Annotated in this window: 17 protein-coding genes and 1 riboswitch; of the genes, 12 read left to right on the top strand and 5 right to left on the bottom strand. The window is 66.8% G+C overall.

All coding sequences use genetic code 11. The features are described from left to right. Positions 1-112: 112 nt before the first annotated feature. Positions 113-427: a hypothetical protein gene (locus IV501_RS11875; RefSeq protein ID WP_200556551.1), complete on the top strand. Its 315-nt coding sequence runs from the start codon at positions 113-115 to the stop codon at positions 425-427. Positions 428-501: 74 nt separating this feature from the next. Here the strand turns inward: IV501_RS11875 and IV501_RS11870 are convergent, their stop codons facing one another. The 3 genes from IV501_RS11870 to IV501_RS11860 are packed head-to-tail and all read right to left on the bottom strand — an operon-like array spanning position 502 to position 2,237. After that, positions 502-1,335, bottom strand: coding sequence for a Bax inhibitor-1/YccA family protein (locus IV501_RS11870; protein WP_200556550.1), 834 nt, complete (start codon positions 1,333-1,335; stop codon positions 502-504). A 42-nt stretch (positions 1,336-1,377) separates the two neighbouring features. Next, positions 1,378-1,896, bottom strand: coding sequence for a hypothetical protein (locus IV501_RS11865; RefSeq protein WP_200556549.1), 519 nt, complete (start codon positions 1,894-1,896; stop codon positions 1,378-1,380). A 2-nt stretch (positions 1,897-1,898) separates the two neighbouring features. Then, positions 1,899-2,237 (bottom strand): zinc ribbon domain-containing protein, encoded by a 339-nt coding sequence (locus tag IV501_RS11860; RefSeq protein ID WP_200556548.1) that lies wholly within the window; start codon positions 2,235-2,237, stop codon positions 1,899-1,901. Between the two features lie 86 nt (positions 2,238-2,323). Here IV501_RS11860 and IV501_RS11855 point away from each other — a divergent pair, with 86 nt between their 5' ends. From IV501_RS11855 to IV501_RS11840, 4 genes are all read left to right on the top strand, one after another. Next, complete coding sequence (locus IV501_RS11855) at positions 2,324-3,331, top strand: glycerophosphodiester phosphodiesterase family protein (protein ID WP_200556547.1); 1,008 nt, start codon at positions 2,324-2,326, stop codon at positions 3,329-3,331. Positions 3,332-3,467: 136 nt separating this feature from the next. Then, positions 3,468-5,855: an ATP-dependent helicase gene (locus tag IV501_RS11850; RefSeq protein WP_200556546.1), complete on the top strand. Its 2,388-nt coding sequence runs from the start codon at positions 3,468-3,470 to the stop codon at positions 5,853-5,855. A 91-nt stretch (positions 5,856-5,946) separates the two neighbouring features. Further along, entirely contained in the window at positions 5,947-7,020 is a 1,074-nt protein-coding gene (locus IV501_RS11845; RefSeq protein ID WP_200556545.1) for an alkene reductase, read from the top strand. Between the two features lie 70 nt (positions 7,021-7,090). Then, positions 7,091-8,596, top strand: a complete 1,506-nt coding sequence (locus tag IV501_RS11840) for a CoA-acylating methylmalonate-semialdehyde dehydrogenase (protein WP_200556544.1) — start codon at positions 7,091-7,093, stop codon at positions 8,594-8,596. Positions 8,597-8,675: 79 nt separating this feature from the next. On the opposite strand, the gene IV501_RS11835 is transcribed toward IV501_RS11840, so the two are convergent. Further along, a complete protein-coding gene (locus IV501_RS11835) occupies positions 8,676-10,145 on the bottom strand; it encodes an AAA family ATPase (RefSeq protein ID WP_200556543.1) in 1,470 nt (489 codons plus the stop codon). Between the two features lie 102 nt (positions 10,146-10,247). Further along, positions 10,248-11,051 (bottom strand): oxygenase MpaB family protein, encoded by an 804-nt coding sequence (locus IV501_RS11830; RefSeq protein WP_200556542.1) that lies wholly within the window; start codon positions 11,049-11,051, stop codon positions 10,248-10,250. 235 nt (positions 11,052-11,286) lie between these two features. Here IV501_RS11830 and sucC point away from each other — a divergent pair, with 235 nt between their 5' ends. From sucC to purH, 7 genes are all read left to right on the top strand, one after another. Further along, positions 11,287-12,450 carry an ADP-forming succinate--CoA ligase subunit beta gene (gene sucC / locus IV501_RS11825; RefSeq protein WP_200556541.1) on the top strand — a complete coding sequence of 388 codons (1,164 nt, stop codon included), beginning with the start codon at positions 11,287-11,289 and terminating at the stop codon, positions 12,448-12,450. Positions 12,451-12,467: 17 nt separating this feature from the next. Beyond that, positions 12,468-13,355: a succinate--CoA ligase subunit alpha gene (gene sucD, locus IV501_RS11820; protein WP_200556540.1), complete on the top strand. Its 888-nt coding sequence runs from the start codon at positions 12,468-12,470 to the stop codon at positions 13,353-13,355. Between the two features lie 38 nt (positions 13,356-13,393). After that, positions 13,394-13,885, top strand: a complete 492-nt coding sequence (locus IV501_RS11815; RefSeq protein WP_200556539.1) for a hypothetical protein — start codon at positions 13,394-13,396, stop codon at positions 13,883-13,885. Further along, positions 13,885-15,411, top strand: a complete 1,527-nt coding sequence (locus IV501_RS11810) for an alpha/beta hydrolase (RefSeq protein WP_200556538.1) — start codon at positions 13,885-13,887, stop codon at positions 15,409-15,411. The genes IV501_RS11815 and IV501_RS11810 overlap by 1 nt, the downstream gene beginning before the upstream one ends. Positions 15,412-15,489: 78 nt before the next feature. Then, on the top strand, positions 15,490-16,731 hold the full coding sequence (locus IV501_RS11805; RefSeq protein WP_200556537.1) for a cell division protein PerM: 1,242 nt from the start codon (positions 15,490-15,492) through the stop codon (positions 16,729-16,731). Positions 16,732-16,740: 9 nt separating this feature from the next. Further along, positions 16,741-17,331 carry a phosphoribosylglycinamide formyltransferase gene (gene purN, locus IV501_RS11800; protein WP_200556536.1) on the top strand — a complete coding sequence of 197 codons (591 nt, stop codon included), beginning with the start codon at positions 16,741-16,743 and terminating at the stop codon, positions 17,329-17,331. A 2-nt stretch (positions 17,332-17,333) separates the two neighbouring features. Continuing rightward, positions 17,334-17,419: riboswitch (ZMP/ZTP riboswitch) on the top strand. A 41-nt stretch (positions 17,420-17,460) separates the two neighbouring features. Then, the gene (gene purH / locus IV501_RS11795) at positions 17,461-19,161 is read left to right on the top strand and encodes a bifunctional phosphoribosylaminoimidazolecarboxamide formyltransferase/IMP cyclohydrolase (RefSeq protein ID WP_200556535.1); all 1,701 of its coding nucleotides are present in this window, start codon (positions 17,461-17,463) and stop codon (positions 19,159-19,161) included. The last annotated feature ends 477 nt before the right edge of the window (positions 19,162-19,638 follow it).

The raw sequence follows: 19,638 nt of genomic DNA, 5'->3' as shown, positions 1-19,638 counted from the left end.
GGGGACACGAGAGGTATGTTGGGAGAACCTCACCGAGAGATGTACCCGCATCGCATGACCCGGTGTTACCCCCGCAATACCCGCTGAAAACAACCCGAAATTGAGTTCAGGCATGTCCATTTTCTCCCCCACCCGCCCATCCGCGACATCCCCCGACGGAACGCGCAACGCCCGTGACGAGGTCGCCGAACTGATCGGTGACGACAGCTACCGCTACTACCCCCGAGCGGTCGAGCTGGTCATTCGCAGTCAGGTGTTCAGCCGCAACGGCCTGCGCGACGCTCTCCGCCTCGATCAGAAGACCGCGAACGACCTCACCCGCGGGCTCGAAGCCCAGCACGTGATCGCCGCCGGTGGCGCCGACGAACTGCGCGAAGTGCTGATCCCGCTCGACGAGCTCGGAGCGACCTTGTCTGGCCTTCGCTAGTCCTGGTCGATACACAGCGCACAACGAAGAATGGCCGCCCCGAGGGGCGGCCATTCTCACGTTCTTGCCGAGGTCTAGCGGCGGAGCAGCGCGAGGATGCGCAGGATCTCCAGGTACAGCCAGACGACGGTGACCATGATGCCGAAGGCGGCGACCCAGCCGTACACGCGGGGGGCGCCACGCTGCACGCCGGTCTTGATGCTGTCGAAGTCGAGCACGAGCGAATATGCGGCCATGACGACCACCAGGAGGCCGATGATCACGCCGAGCGGAACGCTGATGCTGGTCCCCGGGATGCCGATCTCGGCGCTGCGGAGGCCGAAAGCATCCTTATTCACGCCCGTGGCCATGAGAATCAGGTTCACGATCGAGAACACGGCGTAGCCGACGAAGGCGATCAGGAAGACCTTGGTGGCCTTGGCCGAGGCGCGGATCTTGCCGCTCGCGAACAGGGCGAGCGTGACGGCGATGACCACGGCGGTACCGAGCACGGCCTGGATGGCGATACCCGGGTAGCGGGACTCGAAGAACACCGTGATTCCGCCGACGAAGACACCCTCGACGGCGGCGTAGGCCAGAACGAGCGCGGGGCTCGGCTTCTTCTTGAAGATGTTGACCAGCGCCAGCACGAATCCGATGATGGCGGCCGGGATGGCGAGGATCGGCACGAACCAGCCAATCGCCGCACCGGCAAGGAGGATGGCAAAGCTGATCACGATCTTGATGACGGTGTCTTCGTACGTCATGCGGTCGGTCTCGGCGGGCGTGGCCGACGGCTTGCTGTAGAGCTCGGTGAGCTGCTCAGCGGTCATGTCGGCGGGAGGGGTCGCAGGGAACTTCTTCGCGACCGACGACTTCTCGGAAAAAGCCGGGGAGTTGTTGAACGCGGGGTTCGATGAGGATGCCATGGCCTCAAACTACCGGAGTTGCCGCGCTTCTCGGCTGGGGATTCACCGAGTTCGCCGTAGGCGGAGCGCGACGGCAACGGTTCGGGCCAGCCAGGCCGAGCCGGCGACGATCGCCAGCGATACTCCGGCGACGATGGCACCGGCTCCATACTGCGGAAACAGTTGGGCGAGCACCAGCCCGGCGGCGACCGGCAGCACCGCCACCGCCCAGGTGAGGGGTGGTCGCTCGCGCGTCCACAGCCAGGCGAGCAGCGGGATCACGGCGAGCACACTCCCCGTCGGACCGATCAGCAGGGCGGCCGCGCCAAGGGCGCTCGGCACGGCGACGATAGCGCGACGATTGCCCCTGCCGGGCAGTAAAATCCAGCCCGCGATGTGGGCGGCGATCCCGCCGCCGAGAAACGAGAGTGTGTAGACCGAGCCGAGCTGGAGTAGCAGCGCACCCGCCACGAGCAGGGCGATGGCGGCGAGGTACCGCCCCCGGTAGCCGCCCCAGCGCAGAGGCAGAAGTGACGACGGTTCGCGCCATCCGTAGTCCGGGCGGTCGAAGGCAGCGCTCACCGTCAGTTGCCGCCGTTGGTCAGAGCGACGATGAGGTAGATGATGGCTGCCGCGCCGACGACACCGACCAGGATGCCGACCAGCACATGCCAGTCGAAGCTGCGTCGGGCAGGCGGCTCGACGTCATCGCTCAGTTCGTGCGGACGGATGGCCGCGGGGATAAGGGGCGCGGGGGTGACGGGCGCAGGCACGACGGGCGCAGGCGCGACGGTTGCAGGAATGGCGAGTGCCGGGATGACGGGCGCCGGCGTGGCACTGCCGGGGGCGACCTTCGTGCCGCATCGCACGCAGAACTTCCACTGCGGCTGCAGCTCGGCGTTGCAGTTCTCGCAGGTGGCCATGGCGAGAGGTTAGCAACCACGCGCAGTCTGGCGCCCATCGAGCCCACGACACCGCGTGTTCACCCGCGTCCCGTACCGTGGAGCGGGTGACCCAGCTCCCCGTCGTGATCGCCCATCGTGGTGCTAGTGGGTATCGGCCCGAGCACAGTCGCTCCGCCTACGAGCTCGCCATCGAGCTCGGCGCCGACGCCGTCGAACCCGACCTGGTCGCGACCCGCGACGGCGTGCTCGTGGTCCGTCACGAGAACGAGATCTCCGGCACGACCGATGTCGCCGCCCACCCCGAATTCGCGGGCCGTCGTACCACCAAGACCATCGACGGCGAGACGCTCACCGGCTGGTTCACCGAAGACTTCGACTGGGCCGAGCTGGCGACCCTGCGGGTGCTCGAACGCATCCCCAAGGTGCGGCCGGCGAACACCGAGTGGAACGGCACCGAGGGCATCCTGCGCTTCAGGGACCTGCTCGAGCTGCTGGATGCTGCGCCCCGACCGATCGCGCTGGTGGCGGAGATCAAGCACCCGACCTTCTATTCCGCACTCGGCATATCTCTCGATGAGCTGTATGCGACCGAGCTCGCGGAGGCGGGCTGGAGCGATGACCCACGTCTCACTACCGAATGCTTCGAACTGTCGATCCTGCCCAAGATCCGCGCGCGCGGGGTCGGCGGTCGCCTGATCTTCCTGCTCGACGCCAAGGGCTCGCCCGCTGACGAGGTGGCCGCGAACGGGCGGCAGGCTCGCAAGTACGCGAGCTATCTGACCACGGCGGCACTGGCCGAGCTCGCGACGGTAGTCGACGGCATCAGCCTGAGTAAGCGCATCCTGCTGCCCAAGAACACCGACCCTCGCCGCCTCGACCTGCCGTCGACACTCGTCGACATGGCTCACGAGGTGGGCTTGGTGGTCTTCTGCTGGACGCTTCGCGCCGAGAACAAGTTCCTCGGGCGCGGGCTGACCAGGGGGCTGGATGCTGCGGCCCGGGGTGACTGGATGCGCGAGTTCCGCTCCATCATGCAGACCGGTGTCGACGGGGTCTTCGCCGACCAGCCCGACCTGGCTGTCGAGGCGCGCTCATCCCTCTCCGCTGATTGAGTAGCGCACGCCCTCCGGGGCGCTCGCGTATCGAATTCGCGCGTGGTGGGTCTCGATACGCGTCCTCGCGCGGACGCTCGGGCGCTACGCGACCGGCGACGTGCTGTCGGGGGTGCCCCGTACAATTGGGCCGGTCATGACCTTCATCCTGGACCCGTCCGAGCCCACCGAATCGCCCCTGCTCGCTGGCCTCAATCCCCAGCAGCGCGAGGCCGTCGAATACCGCGGTCCCGCCCTGCTGATCGTGGCCGGAGCCGGCTCCGGCAAGACCAGCGTGCTCACCCGGCGCATCGCTAGCCTGATCGACTCGCGTGAGGCCTGGCCGTCGCAGATTCTGGCGATCACCTTCACCAATAAGGCCGCTGCCGAGATGCGCGAGCGGGTCGAATCGATCCTCGGCCAGGCATCAGAGGGCATGTGGATCTCCACGTTCCACTCCGCCTGCGTGCGCATCCTGCGCCGTGAGGCCGAGCACTTCGGCTTCGGCAAGAACTTCACCATCTACGACTCCGCCGATTCGCGCGCGCTGATCAAGCGCATCATCCGCGACCTGGATGCCGACACCTTCGGTTTCACCGTCAGCGGCGTCGCCGGCAAGATCTCGAAGCTCAAGAACGAGCTGAGCGACGTCGAGTCGTACGCGCGCGGGGCGAACTTCAACGACCCGCAGGAGCGGGTCTTCCTCGACATCTTCCGTGAGTACACCCGCAGCCTTCAGGCAGCGAACGCCTTCGATTTCGATGACCTGATCGGGCAGACGGTGTATCTGTTCCGCGCCTTCCCGCAGGTCGCCGCGCTGTACCAGCGGCGCTTCCGGCACATCCTGGTCGATGAGTACCAGGACACCAACCACGCGCAGTACGCGCTGATCCGTGAGCTCACCCGGCCGATCGAGCAGAACGATCTGCCTCTTGATCTTCAAGGTCGCGGCGCCCTCGGTCCGGCATCCCTCACCGTGGTCGGCGACTCGGATCAGTCCATTTATGCATTCCGCGGCGCGGACATCCGCAACATCGTGGAGTTCGAACGCGACTACGTCGGGGCCAAGGTGATTCTGCTCGAGCAGAACTACCGCTCGACCCAGAACATCCTGAGCGCGGCCAACGCCGTCATCGCCAACAACTTCGATCGCATCGACAAGAAGCTGTTCACGGTGGTCGGTGACGGAGACAAGATCGTCGGTTTCACCGGGTACAGCCAGCACGACGAGGCGCAATTCGTCGCCGACGAGGTCACCACCCTGCACGGTGAGGGCGTCGACTATCGCAACATGGCGGTGTTCTACCGCACCAATGCACAGACCCGTGCCCTGGAAGAGATCTTCATCCGCTCGGCCATCCCGTATCGCGTGCTCGGTGGCACCAAGTTCTACGAGCGCGCCGAGATCAAAGACGCCTTCGGCTATCTCATCGCGGTGGCGAACCCCGCCGACCCGATGGCGCTGCGCCGCATCATGAACACCCCCAAGCGCGGCATCGGCGGGGTCACCGAGGCGAACCTGCAGAGCTGGGCGGATGCGCACGGCGTCACCCTGCGCGAGTCGATGCGGGCGGCGGGCGAACAGGGCTTCGGCCCCAAGATCACGGGCGCCATCCTGGGTCTGACCAAGATTTTGGATGAGGTCGGAGAGACCGCCGACACTGCTCCGGTTCCCGACATCCTGATCACTCTGCTCGAACGCACCGGCTTCATCGAGGCGCTCCGAGCCTCGCGCGACCCACAGGACGAGGCGCGGGCGGAGAACGTCGAAGAACTCATCGCCGTGACCAAGGACTTTCAGAAGAACAACCCGGAGGGCACTCTCCTCGAGTTCCTCACCGAGACCTCGCTGGTCGCGGCGGCCGACGAGATCGACGACTCCAGCGGCACCGTCTCGTTGATGACCCTGCACACCGCCAAGGGCCTGGAGTACGACGCCGTCTTCCTCACCGGCGTCGAGGAGGACCTGCTCCCGCACCGGATGTCCGCGAACGAGCCAGGCGGGCCGGCCGAAGAACGTCGCCTGTTCTACGTCGGCATCACCCGCGCCCGTCGCAAGCTGTACCTCTCCCTGGCGATGACCCGTGCGCAGTTCGGTGACGTGACGGTCGCGATGCCGTCCCGGTACATCCAGGAGATTCCGCCGGAGCTGATCGACTGGCGGCAGTCGCCCGGCATGGCGACCAGCCGCGGCGGAACCCAGCCGCGAGCGCTCAATGTGCGCCGCGACGGCGGGTCCTCCGGCTCGCTCGGCACCGGGTCTGGGTACGAGCGCACGTCAGCGCCGGGGGCGACCGCGCTCGCCCGCGCCGCCGCCCGCGCTGCGCAACCGAAGACGGAGTGGGCGAACACCGTGACCGGCAAGGTGCGCGACAACGGCGACCTCACGCTGGTGCCCGGGGACCGCATCCGTCACACCGATTTCGGCGACGGCAAGGTCACCGCGGTCACCGGCGTCGGGCCGAAGTCGGTCGCGGAGGTGCAGTTCGAGAAGGTCGGGCGCAAGCGGCTACTGATCAAGCTGGCGCCGATCGAAAAGCTCTAGCCTCAGTACGGAGGTAGCCACATCGCGGAATAAGCCCGGGTACAGGCCGGTTGCGTTCTGGGTAACCGCTACCCCTTGAGAAAGAAGTACCGTGCAGCTTTTCGCGCCCGTCAACCTCGGAGCGCTCGCGCTCTCCAACCGCGTCGTCATGGCCCCGCTCACCCGCCTGCGTGCCGGAGACTCCGGAGTGCCGAACGATCTGATCGTCGAGCACTACCGCCAGCGGGCCACCCTCGGCCTGATCGTGACCGAGGGCACCTTCCCGAGCCCGGTAAGCCGGGCCTACGCAGGCCAGCCCGGAATCGTCACCGACGAGCAGATCGCCGGATGGCACCGCGTGACTGACGCGGTGCACGCCGAGGGCGGCGTGATCGTTATGCAGCTCATGCACGGCGGGCGGGTCTCCCACCAGGACATCACCGGCGGTCTCACCCCCGTGGCTCCGAGCGCGATCGCGATCGACGGAGATACCCACACCCCCCTCGGCAAGAAGCGCTACCCGGAGCCCCGCGCCCTCGAGACCGAGGAACTTCCCGCGGTAACGGAAGAGATCGTTCAGGCGGCACGCAATGCGATGGAAGCCGGATTCGACGGCGTCGAGGTGCATTCCGCCAACGGATACCTGCTGCACGAGTTCCTCTCACCGGTGTCGAACGTCCGCACCGATGGCTACGGCGGCTCGCCCGCCAACCGGGCCCGCTTCGGGATCGAGACCATCACCGCGGTCGCCGAGGCCGTAGGCGCAGACCGGGTGGGCGTTCGCATCTCGCCCTCGCACAACATCCTGGATGTCTTCGAGACGGATGCCGCGGAAACCAAGGCCACCTACGACGCGCTCATCGACGGCATCGCCCCGCTCGGACTCGCCTACCTCAGCGTGCTGCACAGCGAGCCCGCGGGTGAGCTCGTGCAAGATCTTCGCGCTCGCTTCGGCGGAGCTCTCATGGCCAACAGCGGCTTCGGCCAGTTGACCACTCGTGACGAGGCGATCGGGTTCGTTCAGGAAGACTTCGCGGATGTGATCGCCGTGGGTCGCCCGGTCATTGCGAACCCCGATCTGGTGGCGCGCTGGCGTGACGACCGGGAGCTCAACGAGCCGAACCCGAACACGTTCTATGGTCCGACCGCCGAGGGGTACACGGATTACCCGACGCTGGCCGACTGAGTCTCGACGTCGCTAGTGTGCTAACAAGCGCAATGGCCGCGCTGCATTCGACAGTGAGGACAGCTTCCGCATGACGAACGACGCCCGACTCCCGCAGGTTCAGCACTACATCGCGGGAGCGGTGACGGACGGATCGAGCGGTCGTACCGCGCCGGTCTACGATCCTGCGCTGGGCATCGTCACGAAAGAGGTGCCGCTGGCCGACCTGGACGAGCTGAACACCGCGGTCGCCGCGGCGAAGGCGGCGTTCACCGGCTGGCGCGACACCTCGATCGCGAAACGGCAGCAGATCCTGTTCCGCTTTCGCGAGCTGGTCAACGAGCGCAAGGGCGAGCTGGCCGCGATCCTCACCAGTGAGCACGGCAAGGTGCTCTCCGATGCCATGGGCGAAATCGCCCGTGGCCTCGAAGTGGTGGAGTTCGCGACCGGCTTCCCTCAGCTGATGAAGGGCGACTACTCCGAGAACGTCTCTACCGGCGTCGACGTCTATTCGACCAAGCAGCCACTCGGCGTCGTCGGCGTGATCTCGCCATTCAACTTCCCGGCAATGGTGCCGATGTGGTTCTTTCCGATCGCGATCGCGGTCGGCAACACGGTGGTGCTGAAGCCGTCCGAGAAAGACCCGTCGTCATCCGTCTGGCTGGCAGAGCTGTTCACCGAGGCGGGGCTTCCGGCCGGCGTGCTGAACGTGCTGCACGGCGACAAGGTCGCGGTGGACGGGCTGCTCGAGCACCCGGACATCCGTTCCATCTCCTTCGTCGGCTCGACCCCGATCGCGCGGTACATTTACGAGACCGCGGCGAAGAACGGCAAGCGAGTGCAGGCGCTCGGTGGGGCGAAGAACCACATGCTGGTGTTGCCCGATGCCGACCTCGACCTGGTCGCCGACTCCGCGATCAACGCGGGCTTCGGGTCCGCGGGGGAGCGCTGCATGGCGATCTCCGTGGTCGTCGCGGTCGAGCCTGTCGCCGACGCCCTGATCGAGAAGATCACCGAACGGATGTCGAAACTCACGATCGGCGACGGTCGACGCTCCTGCGACATGGGGCCGCTCGTGACCGAGCAGCACCGCGACAAGGTGGCCTCGTACATCGACATCGCCGCGGCAGACGGTGCAACGGTCGTTGTCGATGGACGCGGCATCGAGGTGGATGGCGCGGCCGAGGGTTTCTGGCTCGGCCCGACCCTGCTCGACCGCGTGCCGCTCGACTCCCGCGCGTACACGGAGGAGATCTTCGGACCGGTGCTCTCGGTCGTGCGGGTCGCCTCGTACGAAGACGGCGTGACGCTGATCAACAATGGCGCGTTCGGCAACGGCACCGCGATCTTCACGAACGACGGTGGTGCGGCCCGCCGCTTCCAGAACGAGATCGAGGTCGGGATGATCGGCATCAATGTGCCAATCCCGGTGCCGGTCGCCTACTACTCGTTCGGTGGCTTCAAAGACTCGATCTTTGGCGACACCAAGGCATACGGCGAGCAGGGAGTGCACTTCTTCACCCGCGAGAAGGCGATAACCAGCCGCTGGCTCGACCCGAGCCACGGCGGCATCAACCTGGGATTCCCGCAGAACTAGGTCGTTCACTTCGGCGATTGTGCTCGTTCGTGACGGATGTGCCTGCTCGTGCAGGCACAATCGTCACGAACGGGCATAATCAGCTGGGGTCGGAGCTGATGGTGAGCCGTGACAAGTAGGGCTGGCCTGACGGAGGCGCGTAGGTACCGGTCACCTCATGGTGGCTCGAGCTGTGGTCATCCGCACCCTCCGTGTTCCTGGCCATCACCTGTGCGAGGTGGGTCTGGTCAGAGAGCAAATCGTCGAGTGCCGACTCCAGATCTGCGTCGCCGGGTTCGCGATCTTCCTCGGCAGCGAGGAGGACGGCGCGTCTGACAAGTTCTTTCGCGAACGACCCGGTTGTGCCCGCTGCGCGATCTGCTGAGGTCGCAATGGCCGCGGCCGAGAACGGCAGGCCATGGGCATAGCGGGCGAATAGTCGTCGCCGGGCGTCGGCGTCAGGCAGAGGGATCTCGACCGAGAGGTCGACGCGACCCGGCCGCTCCGCGAGAGCTCGTTCCAGAACTTCCACCCGATTCGTGGTGAGGATGAAAGTGATATCAGCATCGCCGTCGAGCCCATCGAGGGCATCGAGCACGGCGAATAGCAGCGGCTGAGGCCCGTGGAGTCCACGGTGCTCAGCCACCAGGTCGACGTCTTCTAGCACGACGATCGCCGGCTGCATTGCCCTGGCGAGTTCTGCGGCCACCGTGATGAACTGAATGCTCGAGCCGGTGAGCAGAATCACCGTCGTTCCCTGGGTGCGAGACAACAGGTGCCGCACCGTCAGCGTCTTTCCGGTGCCGGGAGGCCCGTACAACAGAACACCCCGCTTGAGGTGCTGCCCGGCCGCTCGCAGGCGTTCGCGCTGTTCGCCGATGCCGACGACGTGCCTCACGATTGCATCGAGCGTGCCCGCTGTGAGCACCACATCCTCAGCGGGAACTTCAGGACGTCGAAGGAAGGTCGCGCCAGCGGCGTGGTTGTGAAAGTCTCCCGCGGAGAACGAGAGAACCTGGCCCCGCAGCACGCTGAGGGAGAGCATGAGCCGACTGAGTTCCTCGATGAATCGCGATGAGACGGCCGGGTCGGCCGCCAGAACCTCCACCAGTGCGAGTTCGCGGCCGAATTGTGGTTGCGCAGCGCGCTGCAGCACGACGACGGGAATGCCCTCGAACAGGATGCGATGCATCCCGAATGCGACCACCCGCCTGGTCGAATCGGGGCCATCGGGAATGGACACGTAGTCGACGGGTCCGGCGGCGAAGCGAGAAAATCCGCTGTTGAGAAGTTCCGCGAACGAGCTGTGTTCACGTTGTTGCCCACCGCTGACCCCGATCAGGCTTTCTCCGCCGCGTGACCCGAGTTCGGCGAGAGCGAGGTCGGCGTCGACCAGGCGATGGGGCGGAAAGGAGTGCTGCACGATCGGCAACGTGACGGTATCGCTCCCGAGGAAGTCGTTCGCTATCTGTCCGAGCGGTGTCGTTTCGTTGTCGCGCTGGGCGGAACCGATCACCTCGGTGAGGAAGCGCTGGAATGTCTCGACGAATTCTCGATTCGAGGTGCTCATGGCTCGACCTTAGCTCCGGGTCCGCTCTATTCCGCAGCGATTGTGCCCGTTCGTGACGGATGTGCCTGCTCGCGCGGGCACAATCGTCACGAACGGGCACAATCAGGGGCGCGGGCGGCGGCGCGGGGGTGCGCGACGGGCGGCGGGGCGGGAGCTGCGGTCGAGCGCGGCGAGGGAGTGGCGCCGCGGCCAGGAGCGCAGGCGGCGGGGCAGACGGGGGTAGATCCGGGCCGTCCAGCGCATCACGCGGGCGTACCGCTTCTCATTGAGCGGCAGTTCGTATGCCACGCGCAATTCCGGCGGCAGCAGTCCGGCGGTGACGAGCCGCGCGAGCGGCATCGCCGCCCTCAGCCATAGCGGGCCGGTGCGCGGATACAGAAGCTGCCGAGAGACGGCGAGCACTCGGTCGTCGACGCGCAGTTGCTGAACCTGGTCTTCCCAGTAGGACCGGAACGCCGCGCGGTCGGCTGGCCACAGCTCGGCGGGCATGCCGAGCGCGGTGCCGACGATCGCGTACTCGCGATACACCGCCTCGGCCTCGAGGTCGGGCAGCGGCCCGAACGTGAGTTCGCGGATGCGGATGGCCGTGTCGTAGAGCGTCGCCGCGACCCAGAGCTGGAGCCGGGCATCCGCAGCGTCGTACTGCACCGCGCTGTCGTGGACTGATCGCACCGGGCGGTGACCCGCGTTCACCAGCGCGGTCATACGGGCCTTCTGCTCGTCGGTGCCGTAGACCAAGGCATAGACGAAGGTGAGGGTGTTGCGCAGTCGGCGAAGCGGGTCGGCGGCGAAGTTCGAGTGGTCGGCGACCGCGTGCCCGACGGCAGGGTTGGCGAGCTGCAGCAGGATGGCGCGGCCGCCCCCGGCGAGCAGGATCGCTTCGTCACCGATGTCGGCCAGGGGCATGGGTCCATTGTGTGTGGTCGAGGTTGGTGCGCGCCCAGACTCAGCCGGCCTCAGCCAGCCGCCCATAGCCAGCCGCCCATACTCGGCCGCCCAGTGTTCACCGCGCAGCGGCAGAATCGCCGCATGCGCCGCGAGTAGAGTGTGACTCGGCCCAAATATCTCGACGTCGAACTATCTCGGTGTCGAGACAAGTGCGCCATTCCAGACAACGACCTGCGGATTGGACAACAGCAGCGTGGATCTTTTCGAGTACCAGGCCCGAGATCTCTTCGAATCGTATGGGGTGCCGGTACTCGCCGGCATCATCGCGGATACACCGGATGAGGTCAGAGCGGCAGCCGAGAAACTGGGCGGCACCGTCGTCGTCAAGGCGCAGGTCAAGGCCGGCGGGCGCGGCAAGGCTGGCGGCGTCAAGGTCGCCCACAATCCGGATGATGCTGCCACGGCATCCGAGGCGATCTTCGGCCTCGACATCAAGGGCCACATCGTGCGCCGCGTGATGGTCGCTGCCGGTGCCCGCATCGCCTCGGAGTACTACTTCTCGGTGCTGCTCGACCGGGCTAACCGTTCCTACCTGTCGCTGTCGAGCTTCGAGGGCGGCATGGAGATTGAGGAGCTCGCGGTCGAGCGCCCCGAGGCTCTCGCCCGCATCGAGGTCGACCCGATGGTCGGCATCGACCTGGCCAAGGCCACCGAGATCGCGATCGCGGCGAAGTTCCCGGCCGAGATCGTCGACAAGGTCGCCCCGGTCTTCGTGAAGCTGTACGAGGTCTACAAGGGCGAGGATGCGACGCTGGTCGAGGTCAACCCGCTCGTGCTGACCGAGGAGGGCAACGTCGTCGCGCTCGACGGCAAGGTCTCGCTCGACGAGAACGCCGACTTCCGCCACCCGCTGCACGCCGACCTGGTCGACACGGCCGCGGAAGATCCGCTGGAGGCGAAGGCGAAAGACCTAGGCCTCAACTACGTGAAGCTCGACGGAGCCGTCGGCATCATCGGCAACGGCGCAGGGCTCGTCATGTCCACGCTCGACGTGGTCAGCTACGCCGGGGAGGAATTCGGCGGCGTGAAGCCGGCCAACTTCCTCGACATCGGAGGCGGAGCATCCGCTGAGGTGATGGCCAACGGCCTCGACGTCATCCTCGGCGACCCGCAGGTGAAGAGCGTCTTCGTCAACGTCTTCGGCGGGATCACCGCCTGCGACGCGGTTGCGAACGGCATCGTGAAGGCGCTGGAGATCCTCGGGGACGCCGCCACCAAGCCGCTGGTCGTGCGACTCGACGGCAACAAGGTCGTGGAGGGCCGCGCCATCCTGCAGGCGGCAGGAAACCCGCTGGTCACCCTGGCGGACACCATGGACGAGGGCGCCACCAAGGCCGCCGAGCTGGCTTCGAAGTAGTAAGGGACCACAGAAACATGTCGATCTTCCTCAACAAGGATTCCAAGGTCATCGTCCAGGGCATCACCGGCGGTGAGGGCACCAAACACACCGCTCTCATGCTGAAGGCGGGCACCCAGGTCGTCGGTGGCGTCAACGCGCGCAAGGCCGGCACCACCGTCACTCACGGTGAGGTGGAGCTGCCGGTCTTCGGTACCGTCGCCGAGGCGATCTCCACCACCGGCGCCGACGTCTCCATCGTCTTCGTGCCGCCGGCATTCGCCAAGGACGCGGTGCTCGAGGCCATCGAGGCCGAGATCCCGCTGGTCGTCGTGATCACCGAGGGAATCCCGATTCAGGATTCCGCGGAGTTCTGGGCGACCGCCAAGGCCAAGGGCGGCACGACCCGCATCATCGGACCGAACTGCCCCGGAATCATCACCCCTGGCGAGTCGCTGGTAGGTATCACGCCCGCCACGATCACCGGCAAGGGTCCGATCGGTCTGGTCTCCAAGTCTGGAACGCTGACGTACCAGATGATGTACGAATTGCGCGATCTGGGCTTCTCCACCGCCATCGGAATCGGTGGTGACCCGATCATCGGAACCACGCACATCGACGCGCTCGCCGCGTTCGAGGCCGACCCCGAGACGAAGGCGATCGTCATGATCGGCGAGATCGGCGGCGACGCCGAAGAGCGCGCGGCCGAGTACATCAAGGCCCACGTCACCAAGCCCGTCGTGGGCTATGTGGCCGGATTCACCGCCCCCGAGGGCAAGACGATGGGCCACGCCGGCGCAATCGTCTCCTCCGGTGCGGGAACCGCCCAGGGCAAGAAGGAAGCCCTCGAGGCTGCCGGCGTCAAGGTCGGAAAGACCCCGAGCGAGACCGCCGCACTGATGCGCGAGGTTCTCGCCTCCCTGTAACCGCTCAGCGGGGTGGTCCGCAGCTACGGTAGGGATCTATGAGATTCCTGCGCTGGCTGCGTGACCACCTCGTTACAGCGGATGCCGTCTACGGGCTGATCCTGTATTCGGCACTGCTGGTTGTGCTGGTCGACGATCACGACGCGCTCGAGACCTTCTTCATCTCCAGCGGAACGATCGTGGTCTTCTGGGCCGCGCACGTCTACGCCGGAACGATTGCCACGCATCGCGGCCCCGACGGCGAGCCCCAGTCGATGCGGTCGGCCTTCCGGCACACGATCAGTCACGTCTCCGGCATGCTCTACGCGGCCGTGCTCCCCGCCATCATCGTGCTGCTCAGCGCCTTCGGCGTGCTCTCCATCGAGAACGCGGTCGACGACGCGCTCGACCTCGTCGTGCTGCTGCTGGCCGTGCTCGGGTATTTCTCCTTCGCTCAGCGCGGTGCCAAGATCATCGTCCGGATTCTGGGGGCGATCGGCACGGGGTTGTTCGGAGTGCTCATCATCATCCTCAACGTGATCGTGCACTGATGAGGGGCACGACCCTCGCCGCCGTTGCCGTGGCCGCCGTCCTCGTGCTCTCCGGGTGTGTGAGTTCCGCGCCAGTCACCGGGCCCAATGTCGCCCCGGAGAAGGTCGCCGCCGATCTGCAACCCTTCTACTCGCAGAAGCTCGCCTGGAAGAACTGCCAGTCGGAAGGGATGTCCTGCACCACCGTGACCGCCCCGGCCGACTGGGCGAAGCCGAGCGCCGGGTCGGTGAAGCTCGCCGTGGTGCGCCATGTCACGACATCCGCTCATCGCGTCGGCTCGCTGCTGGTGAACCCGGGCGGCCCCGGTGGCTCGGGCTTCGACGCCGTGGCCCAGAGCCTCGACTACCTCACCAATGCCTCGGTGCAGAAGGCCTACGACGTCGTCGGCTGGGACCCGCGCGGCGTCGGCCGCTCGACGCCGGTCACCTGTCTCGACGGTGCGCAGATGGATGACTTCCTCTACGCCACCCCGACCGAGCCGGAGGGTTCGGATGCTTGGCTCGCCTCCCGAGTGCCGGTCGAGAAGGCGTTCGGGGCGGCGTGCCTGAAGAACACCGGAGCGCTGCTCGGTCACATCGACGCCGAGAGCAACGCGCGCGACATGGATCTGCTGCGCTCGCTGCTCGGCGACAAGAAACTTCACTACCTCGGGTTCTCCTACGGCACTTTCTTCGGCGCACAGTACGCGAAGCTCTTCCCGACGAAGGTCGGACGGCTCGTGCTCGACGGTCCGGTCGACCCGGCACTGACCGAGCCGCAGGACTTCACCACGCAGATGGCGGGCTTCGAGAGCTCGTTCCGGGCCTACGTCACCGACTGCCTCGCGGCGGCGGGATGTCCGTTCAGCGGCACCCTCGATGATGCTCTCGCCCAGGCGAAAGCCCTGTTCCAGAAGGCCGGCACCGAGGGCCTGACGATCTCCGATGGGCGACAGCTCAACCTCGGGGTGCTGGGCACCGCGATCTCCTATCCACTCTATGACCGCGACTCATGGCCCTCGCTCAGCTCGATGATCGCCGGGTTGCAGAAAGGGTCGGCGAAACTCGCCTTTAACTTCGCGGACGCCTACAACGGGCGGTCCAGTGGTGCGGTCTACGACCACTCGGTCGACGTCTACACTGCGGCGCTCTGCCTCGATGGGGCATACCCGACCGATCTCGCCGGCACCCGCGCCACGATGAACGCGATCGCGCAGGCCGCCCCGACCGTCGGCGAGATCCTGAGCTACAGCGATTGGGTGCAGGTGAGCATCGCCTGCCAGAACTGGCCGTATCGCAATGTGCTCACCGCTGAGCCGATCCATGCCGAAGCGGCTGCGCCGATCATGGTGGTGGGGACCACGGATGACCCCGCCACCCCGTATTCCGGAGCGGTCGCGCTCGCCGACCAACTCGACAGTGGGGTGCTGGTCTCCCGCACCGGAGAGGGGCACACCGCCTACGCCTCCGGCAATGCGTGTATTGACCGCACGGTCGACCAGTACCTGGTGAAAGGCACGGTGCCGACGGCGGACCCGCACTGCTGAGCTTTTCCTGACCAGAGTGGGGGACGTCGGGTCGTCGAGCCCGCGCCGCGCGACCTCGCCGGTAGGCTCGCCACCCGTATGAACCGCTCCTTCACCGCCCTGTTCGCCGCGCTCGAGGCGCTCCTCGTCGTGGGCATCGGCATCGGCATCCCGCTGGTACCCCTGACCATCCTGTGGGCCTGGCAGTACAAACTGCAGGTCGACTGGATCGTGTTCTGGCGCGCGGCGGTCGACACCTGGTTGCTCGGCGCGGGAACCGACGTCACCATGACGCTGCAACCGGCGCTGGCCGACGGGCTCGGTTTCGCCGGCGCGGGAACCCCCTTCATCATCACGATCGCCCCGCTCGGCTTCGCGCTGCTCACGGTGTTGCTCGGCGCGCGCGCGGGGCGACGCATCAGCGAGACCCCGCACCGTTATCTCGGCCTGGCGGTTGCCGTCGGATCCTTCGCGGTGCTGTCTCTGGCGGTGACGCTGAGCGCTCTGCTGCCGTCCGCGCGCGCCTCGATCTGGCAGGGCACCCTGCTACCGACGCTGTGCTTCGCCGTAGGGATCGTCATCGGTGCGGAATGGTCGCACCCGTCTCTTGACGCGCTGTTGCCCGCTCGGGCCGACCGCGTCATCCGTGGCTGGGTTGCTCGCTGGCGCCCCGAGCTGCGCGCGAGCCTCGCGGCGGCGTTCCGCGGCGGCACGGCCACGGCAGCGATCGTGCTCGGGGCATCCGCCGTACTGATGGCGATCCTGCTCTTCGCCGGGTACGCCAAGATCATCACTCTCTACGAGGGGGTGCACGCCGGGGTGCTCGGCGGCATCACGCTCACCATCGGCCAGCTCGCCTTTCTGCCCAATCTCGTCATCTGGACGGCGAGCTGGGTGGTCGGCCCGGGATTTGCGGTCGGCGTCGGCTCGTCGGTCAGCCCGTTCGGCACCAGTCTCGGCCCGATCCCCGCGGTGCCGGTACTCGGAGCGCTGCCCGCCCAGCACGAGCTCGGCTGGGGTTTTCTCATCCTGCTGATCCCCGTGATCACCGGCTTCCTGATCGCCCTGGTCGTGCGCGGCCGACTCGTCGCCACTCTGCCGACGCACGGGCGGGTGCAGTGGCTGGTGCTGACTGGCGCGCTCTCCGGGGTGGTGGGCGGCATCATCCTGGGTCTGCTCGCCTGGGCCTCGACCGGCGCTGCCGGACCCGGCAGGCTGGTGGATGTCGGACCGTCACCCTGGCTGGTCGGCGCCTTCGCCGCGTTGGAGATCGCGGTCGCCGCGACCGCCGGCCTGCTCGCCGGGCGGCAGCGGACATCCGCCGTTTCGCCCTCGCGATAAGCTCGGCAGATGCTCTCACTCGTCGTGTTGATCTCCGGCGGGGGCTCCAATCTCCGTGCTCTGCTCGAGGCTGCAGAAGACGCCGAATACCCGGCCCGGGTGCTGGCGGTCGGCGCCGATCGCGACGCCGACGGATTCGAGCATGCCGAGCACTTCGGCATCCCCACCTTCTCGGTCGCGTTCTCGAACTTCGGCAGCCGAGAGGAGTGGGGCGACGCCCTGCTCGAGCAGATCCAGGTCTGGAACGCCGACCTGGTCGTGCTCAGCGGCTTCATGAAACTGCTGCCGCCGCGAGTGATCGCCGCGCTCAGCCCGAATCTGATCAACACCCACCCCGCCTACCTGCCCGAATTCCCCGGGGCGCATGGCGTGCGGGATGCGCTGGCGGCCGGGGTCAGCCAGACCGGAGCCAGCATCATCGTGGTGGACAACGGCGTGGATGCGGGCCCGATCATCGTGCAGCAGCGTGTGCCCGTGCTCCCCACCGACACCGAAGAGTCGCTTCACGAGCGCATCAAACCGGTCGAGCGTCAACTGCTCGTTCAGGCCGTGCTCGACATCGCGAACGGCGAAATCGACCTCTCCGCGCTCGCTCGATAGACTGGGCTGGTCGCGACTGGCGTTGAGAGGGACACCCTCGGGGAGCGGCACCAAGACTTCGTTTCGGCCGTTCGCCTGGGCCGAACCGCACGCCCCCGTCGTCCGGTCCTGTCTTGAAGGAGCACTCCCGTGTCCGCTGCCTCCCATTCCGCTTCTGACTATCGTGAGCGCGACGCCATTCCGATCACCCGGGCGCTCATCTCGGTGAGCGATAAGACCGGACTGCTCGACCTCGCCGCAGCACTGGCGGAGGCGGGCGTGGAGATCGTCTCCACCGGGTCGACCGCGTCGACCATCGCGAATGCCGGATTCCCGGTCACCGAGGTCGCTAGCGTCACCGGATTCCAGGAGACCCTCGACGGCCGGGTGAAGACCCTGCACCCGGCGATCCACGCCGGCATCCTGGCCGACCTGCGGCTCGCGGCGCACGAGGAGCAGCTCGTCGACCTCGGCATCCGCCCGTTCGAGCTCGTCGTGGTGAACCTGTATCCCTTCGTCGAGACCATCTCCTCTGGCGTCACCGGTGACGCCGCGATCGAGCAGATCGACATCGGCGGGCCGGCCATGGTGCGGGCGGCAGCGAAGAACCACGCCAACGTCGCCATCGCGGTGTCGCCGTCGAGTTACCCGCAGATCGTCAAAGCCGTCACCCTCGGCGGAACGACTCTCGCGCAGCGCCAGCGTCTGGCCGGTGAGGCGTTCGCGCACACCGCCGCCTACGACACCGCGGTCGCCGAGTTCTTCGCCGAGAACATAGGGGTCCGCGCGCAACACAGCTTGGCGCAGTCATCCGTCGTCGACGGTTCTCCGGTGATCGAGGCTCCGAGCCGTGACGACCTGATCGACGAGACGTCGACCGGTGCCGCAGAGGCCTCCGAGCTCGCGGGGACCTTCACCGTGACGGGCGCCATCACGCAGGTGCTCCGCTACGGCGAGAACTCGCACCAGCAGGCCGCGCTCTACGTTTCGGCCGACGGCGCCGGGATCGCGCAGGCGACCCAGCTCCACGGCAAAGAGATGTCGTACAACAACTACACGGATGCCGACGCGGCACTGCGCACCGCCTACGACTTCAGCGAGCCAGCCGTCGCCATCATCAAGCACGCGCAGCCCTGTGGCATCGCCGTCGCCCGCGGTGCCGGTGACCCGATCGCCTCCGCGCACCAGCGTGCGCACGACTGCGACCCGGTCTCGGCTTTCGGCGGAGTCATCGCGGCCAACCGCGTCGTGAGCGTCGAGATGGCGAACACGGTCAAAGACATCTTCACCGAGGTCGTCATTGCCCCGGGCTTCGAGCCAGAGGCGCTGGAGATCCTCAGCGCCAAGAAGAACATCCGCCTGCTGACGCTGCCGGAGGGGTACCACCGTGAGGAGCTGGAGTACAAGCAGATCAGCGGCGGGCTGCTGGTGCAGACTCCGGATGTGTTCGATGAGTTCAGCTCTGACGGCTGGCAGCTCGTGTCTGGCGAGGCCGCGGATGCCAACACCCTCGCCGACCTCGAGTTCGCCTGGCGAGCGGTACGCGCCGTGAAGTCGAACGCCATCCTGCTCGCCGATGAGGGGGCATCCGTCGGGGTCGGCATGGGCCAGGTCAACCGGGTCGACTCCTGTCGTCTCGCCGTGACGCGGGCGGGGGAGCGCGCGGCCGGATCGGTCGCGGCATCGGATGCCTTCTTCCCGTTCGCCGACGGAGCGCAGATCCTTCTCGACGCGGGCGTGCGCGCGATTGTGCAGCCGGGCGGCTCGATCCGAGACCAGGACGTGATCGACGCGGCGGCCGCCGCGGGCGTCACGATGTACTTCACCGGCGAGCGCCACTTCTACCACTAGGCCGCGAGCTCGCCGCTTGTTCGTGGTGGATTTCGATACGCGTCCTCGTTCCTCGGGCGCTACTCAATCGGCGGGTATGTCCTCGGACGAGGATCGGCGGGTGTTCGTTCGTCGAGTAGCGCCCGAGAGCCCGCGCGAGGACGCGAATCGAGACCTCCGCGGGGTCAGATTCGCACCCCCAAGCGCGCGAAACCCTTGTGCTGGAGAGAGCAGATCCCATATCCTGTAAGGCTGTCCGGTGCTCCATTGCCGGGACCAGAGTGAATACTGCCACGAACCCCGGAGGACGCAATGACATCCATTTCCGCAACTGCAGGCGCGAAGCGTGTCATCCGTCTCCCGTTCGTGACGCTCATCGGAATCCGGTAGTGCCGCGGGGCTGACACCCCGTCACAGCTCCATCCGATACCCCACCCCACTCGGCTCTCTCCATAATTCGGTTCGCAGCGTGTTCGCTGTCCGCGCGCGACCGCAGAA

The organism is Lacisediminihabitans changchengi (assembly GCF_016634425.1).
Classification (GTDB): Bacteria; Actinomycetota; Actinomycetes; order Actinomycetales; family Microbacteriaceae; genus Lacisediminihabitans; species Lacisediminihabitans changchengi.
The sequence above is the reverse complement of the archived record's forward strand: the minus strand, read 5'-3'. Positions and strand labels throughout refer to the sequence as shown.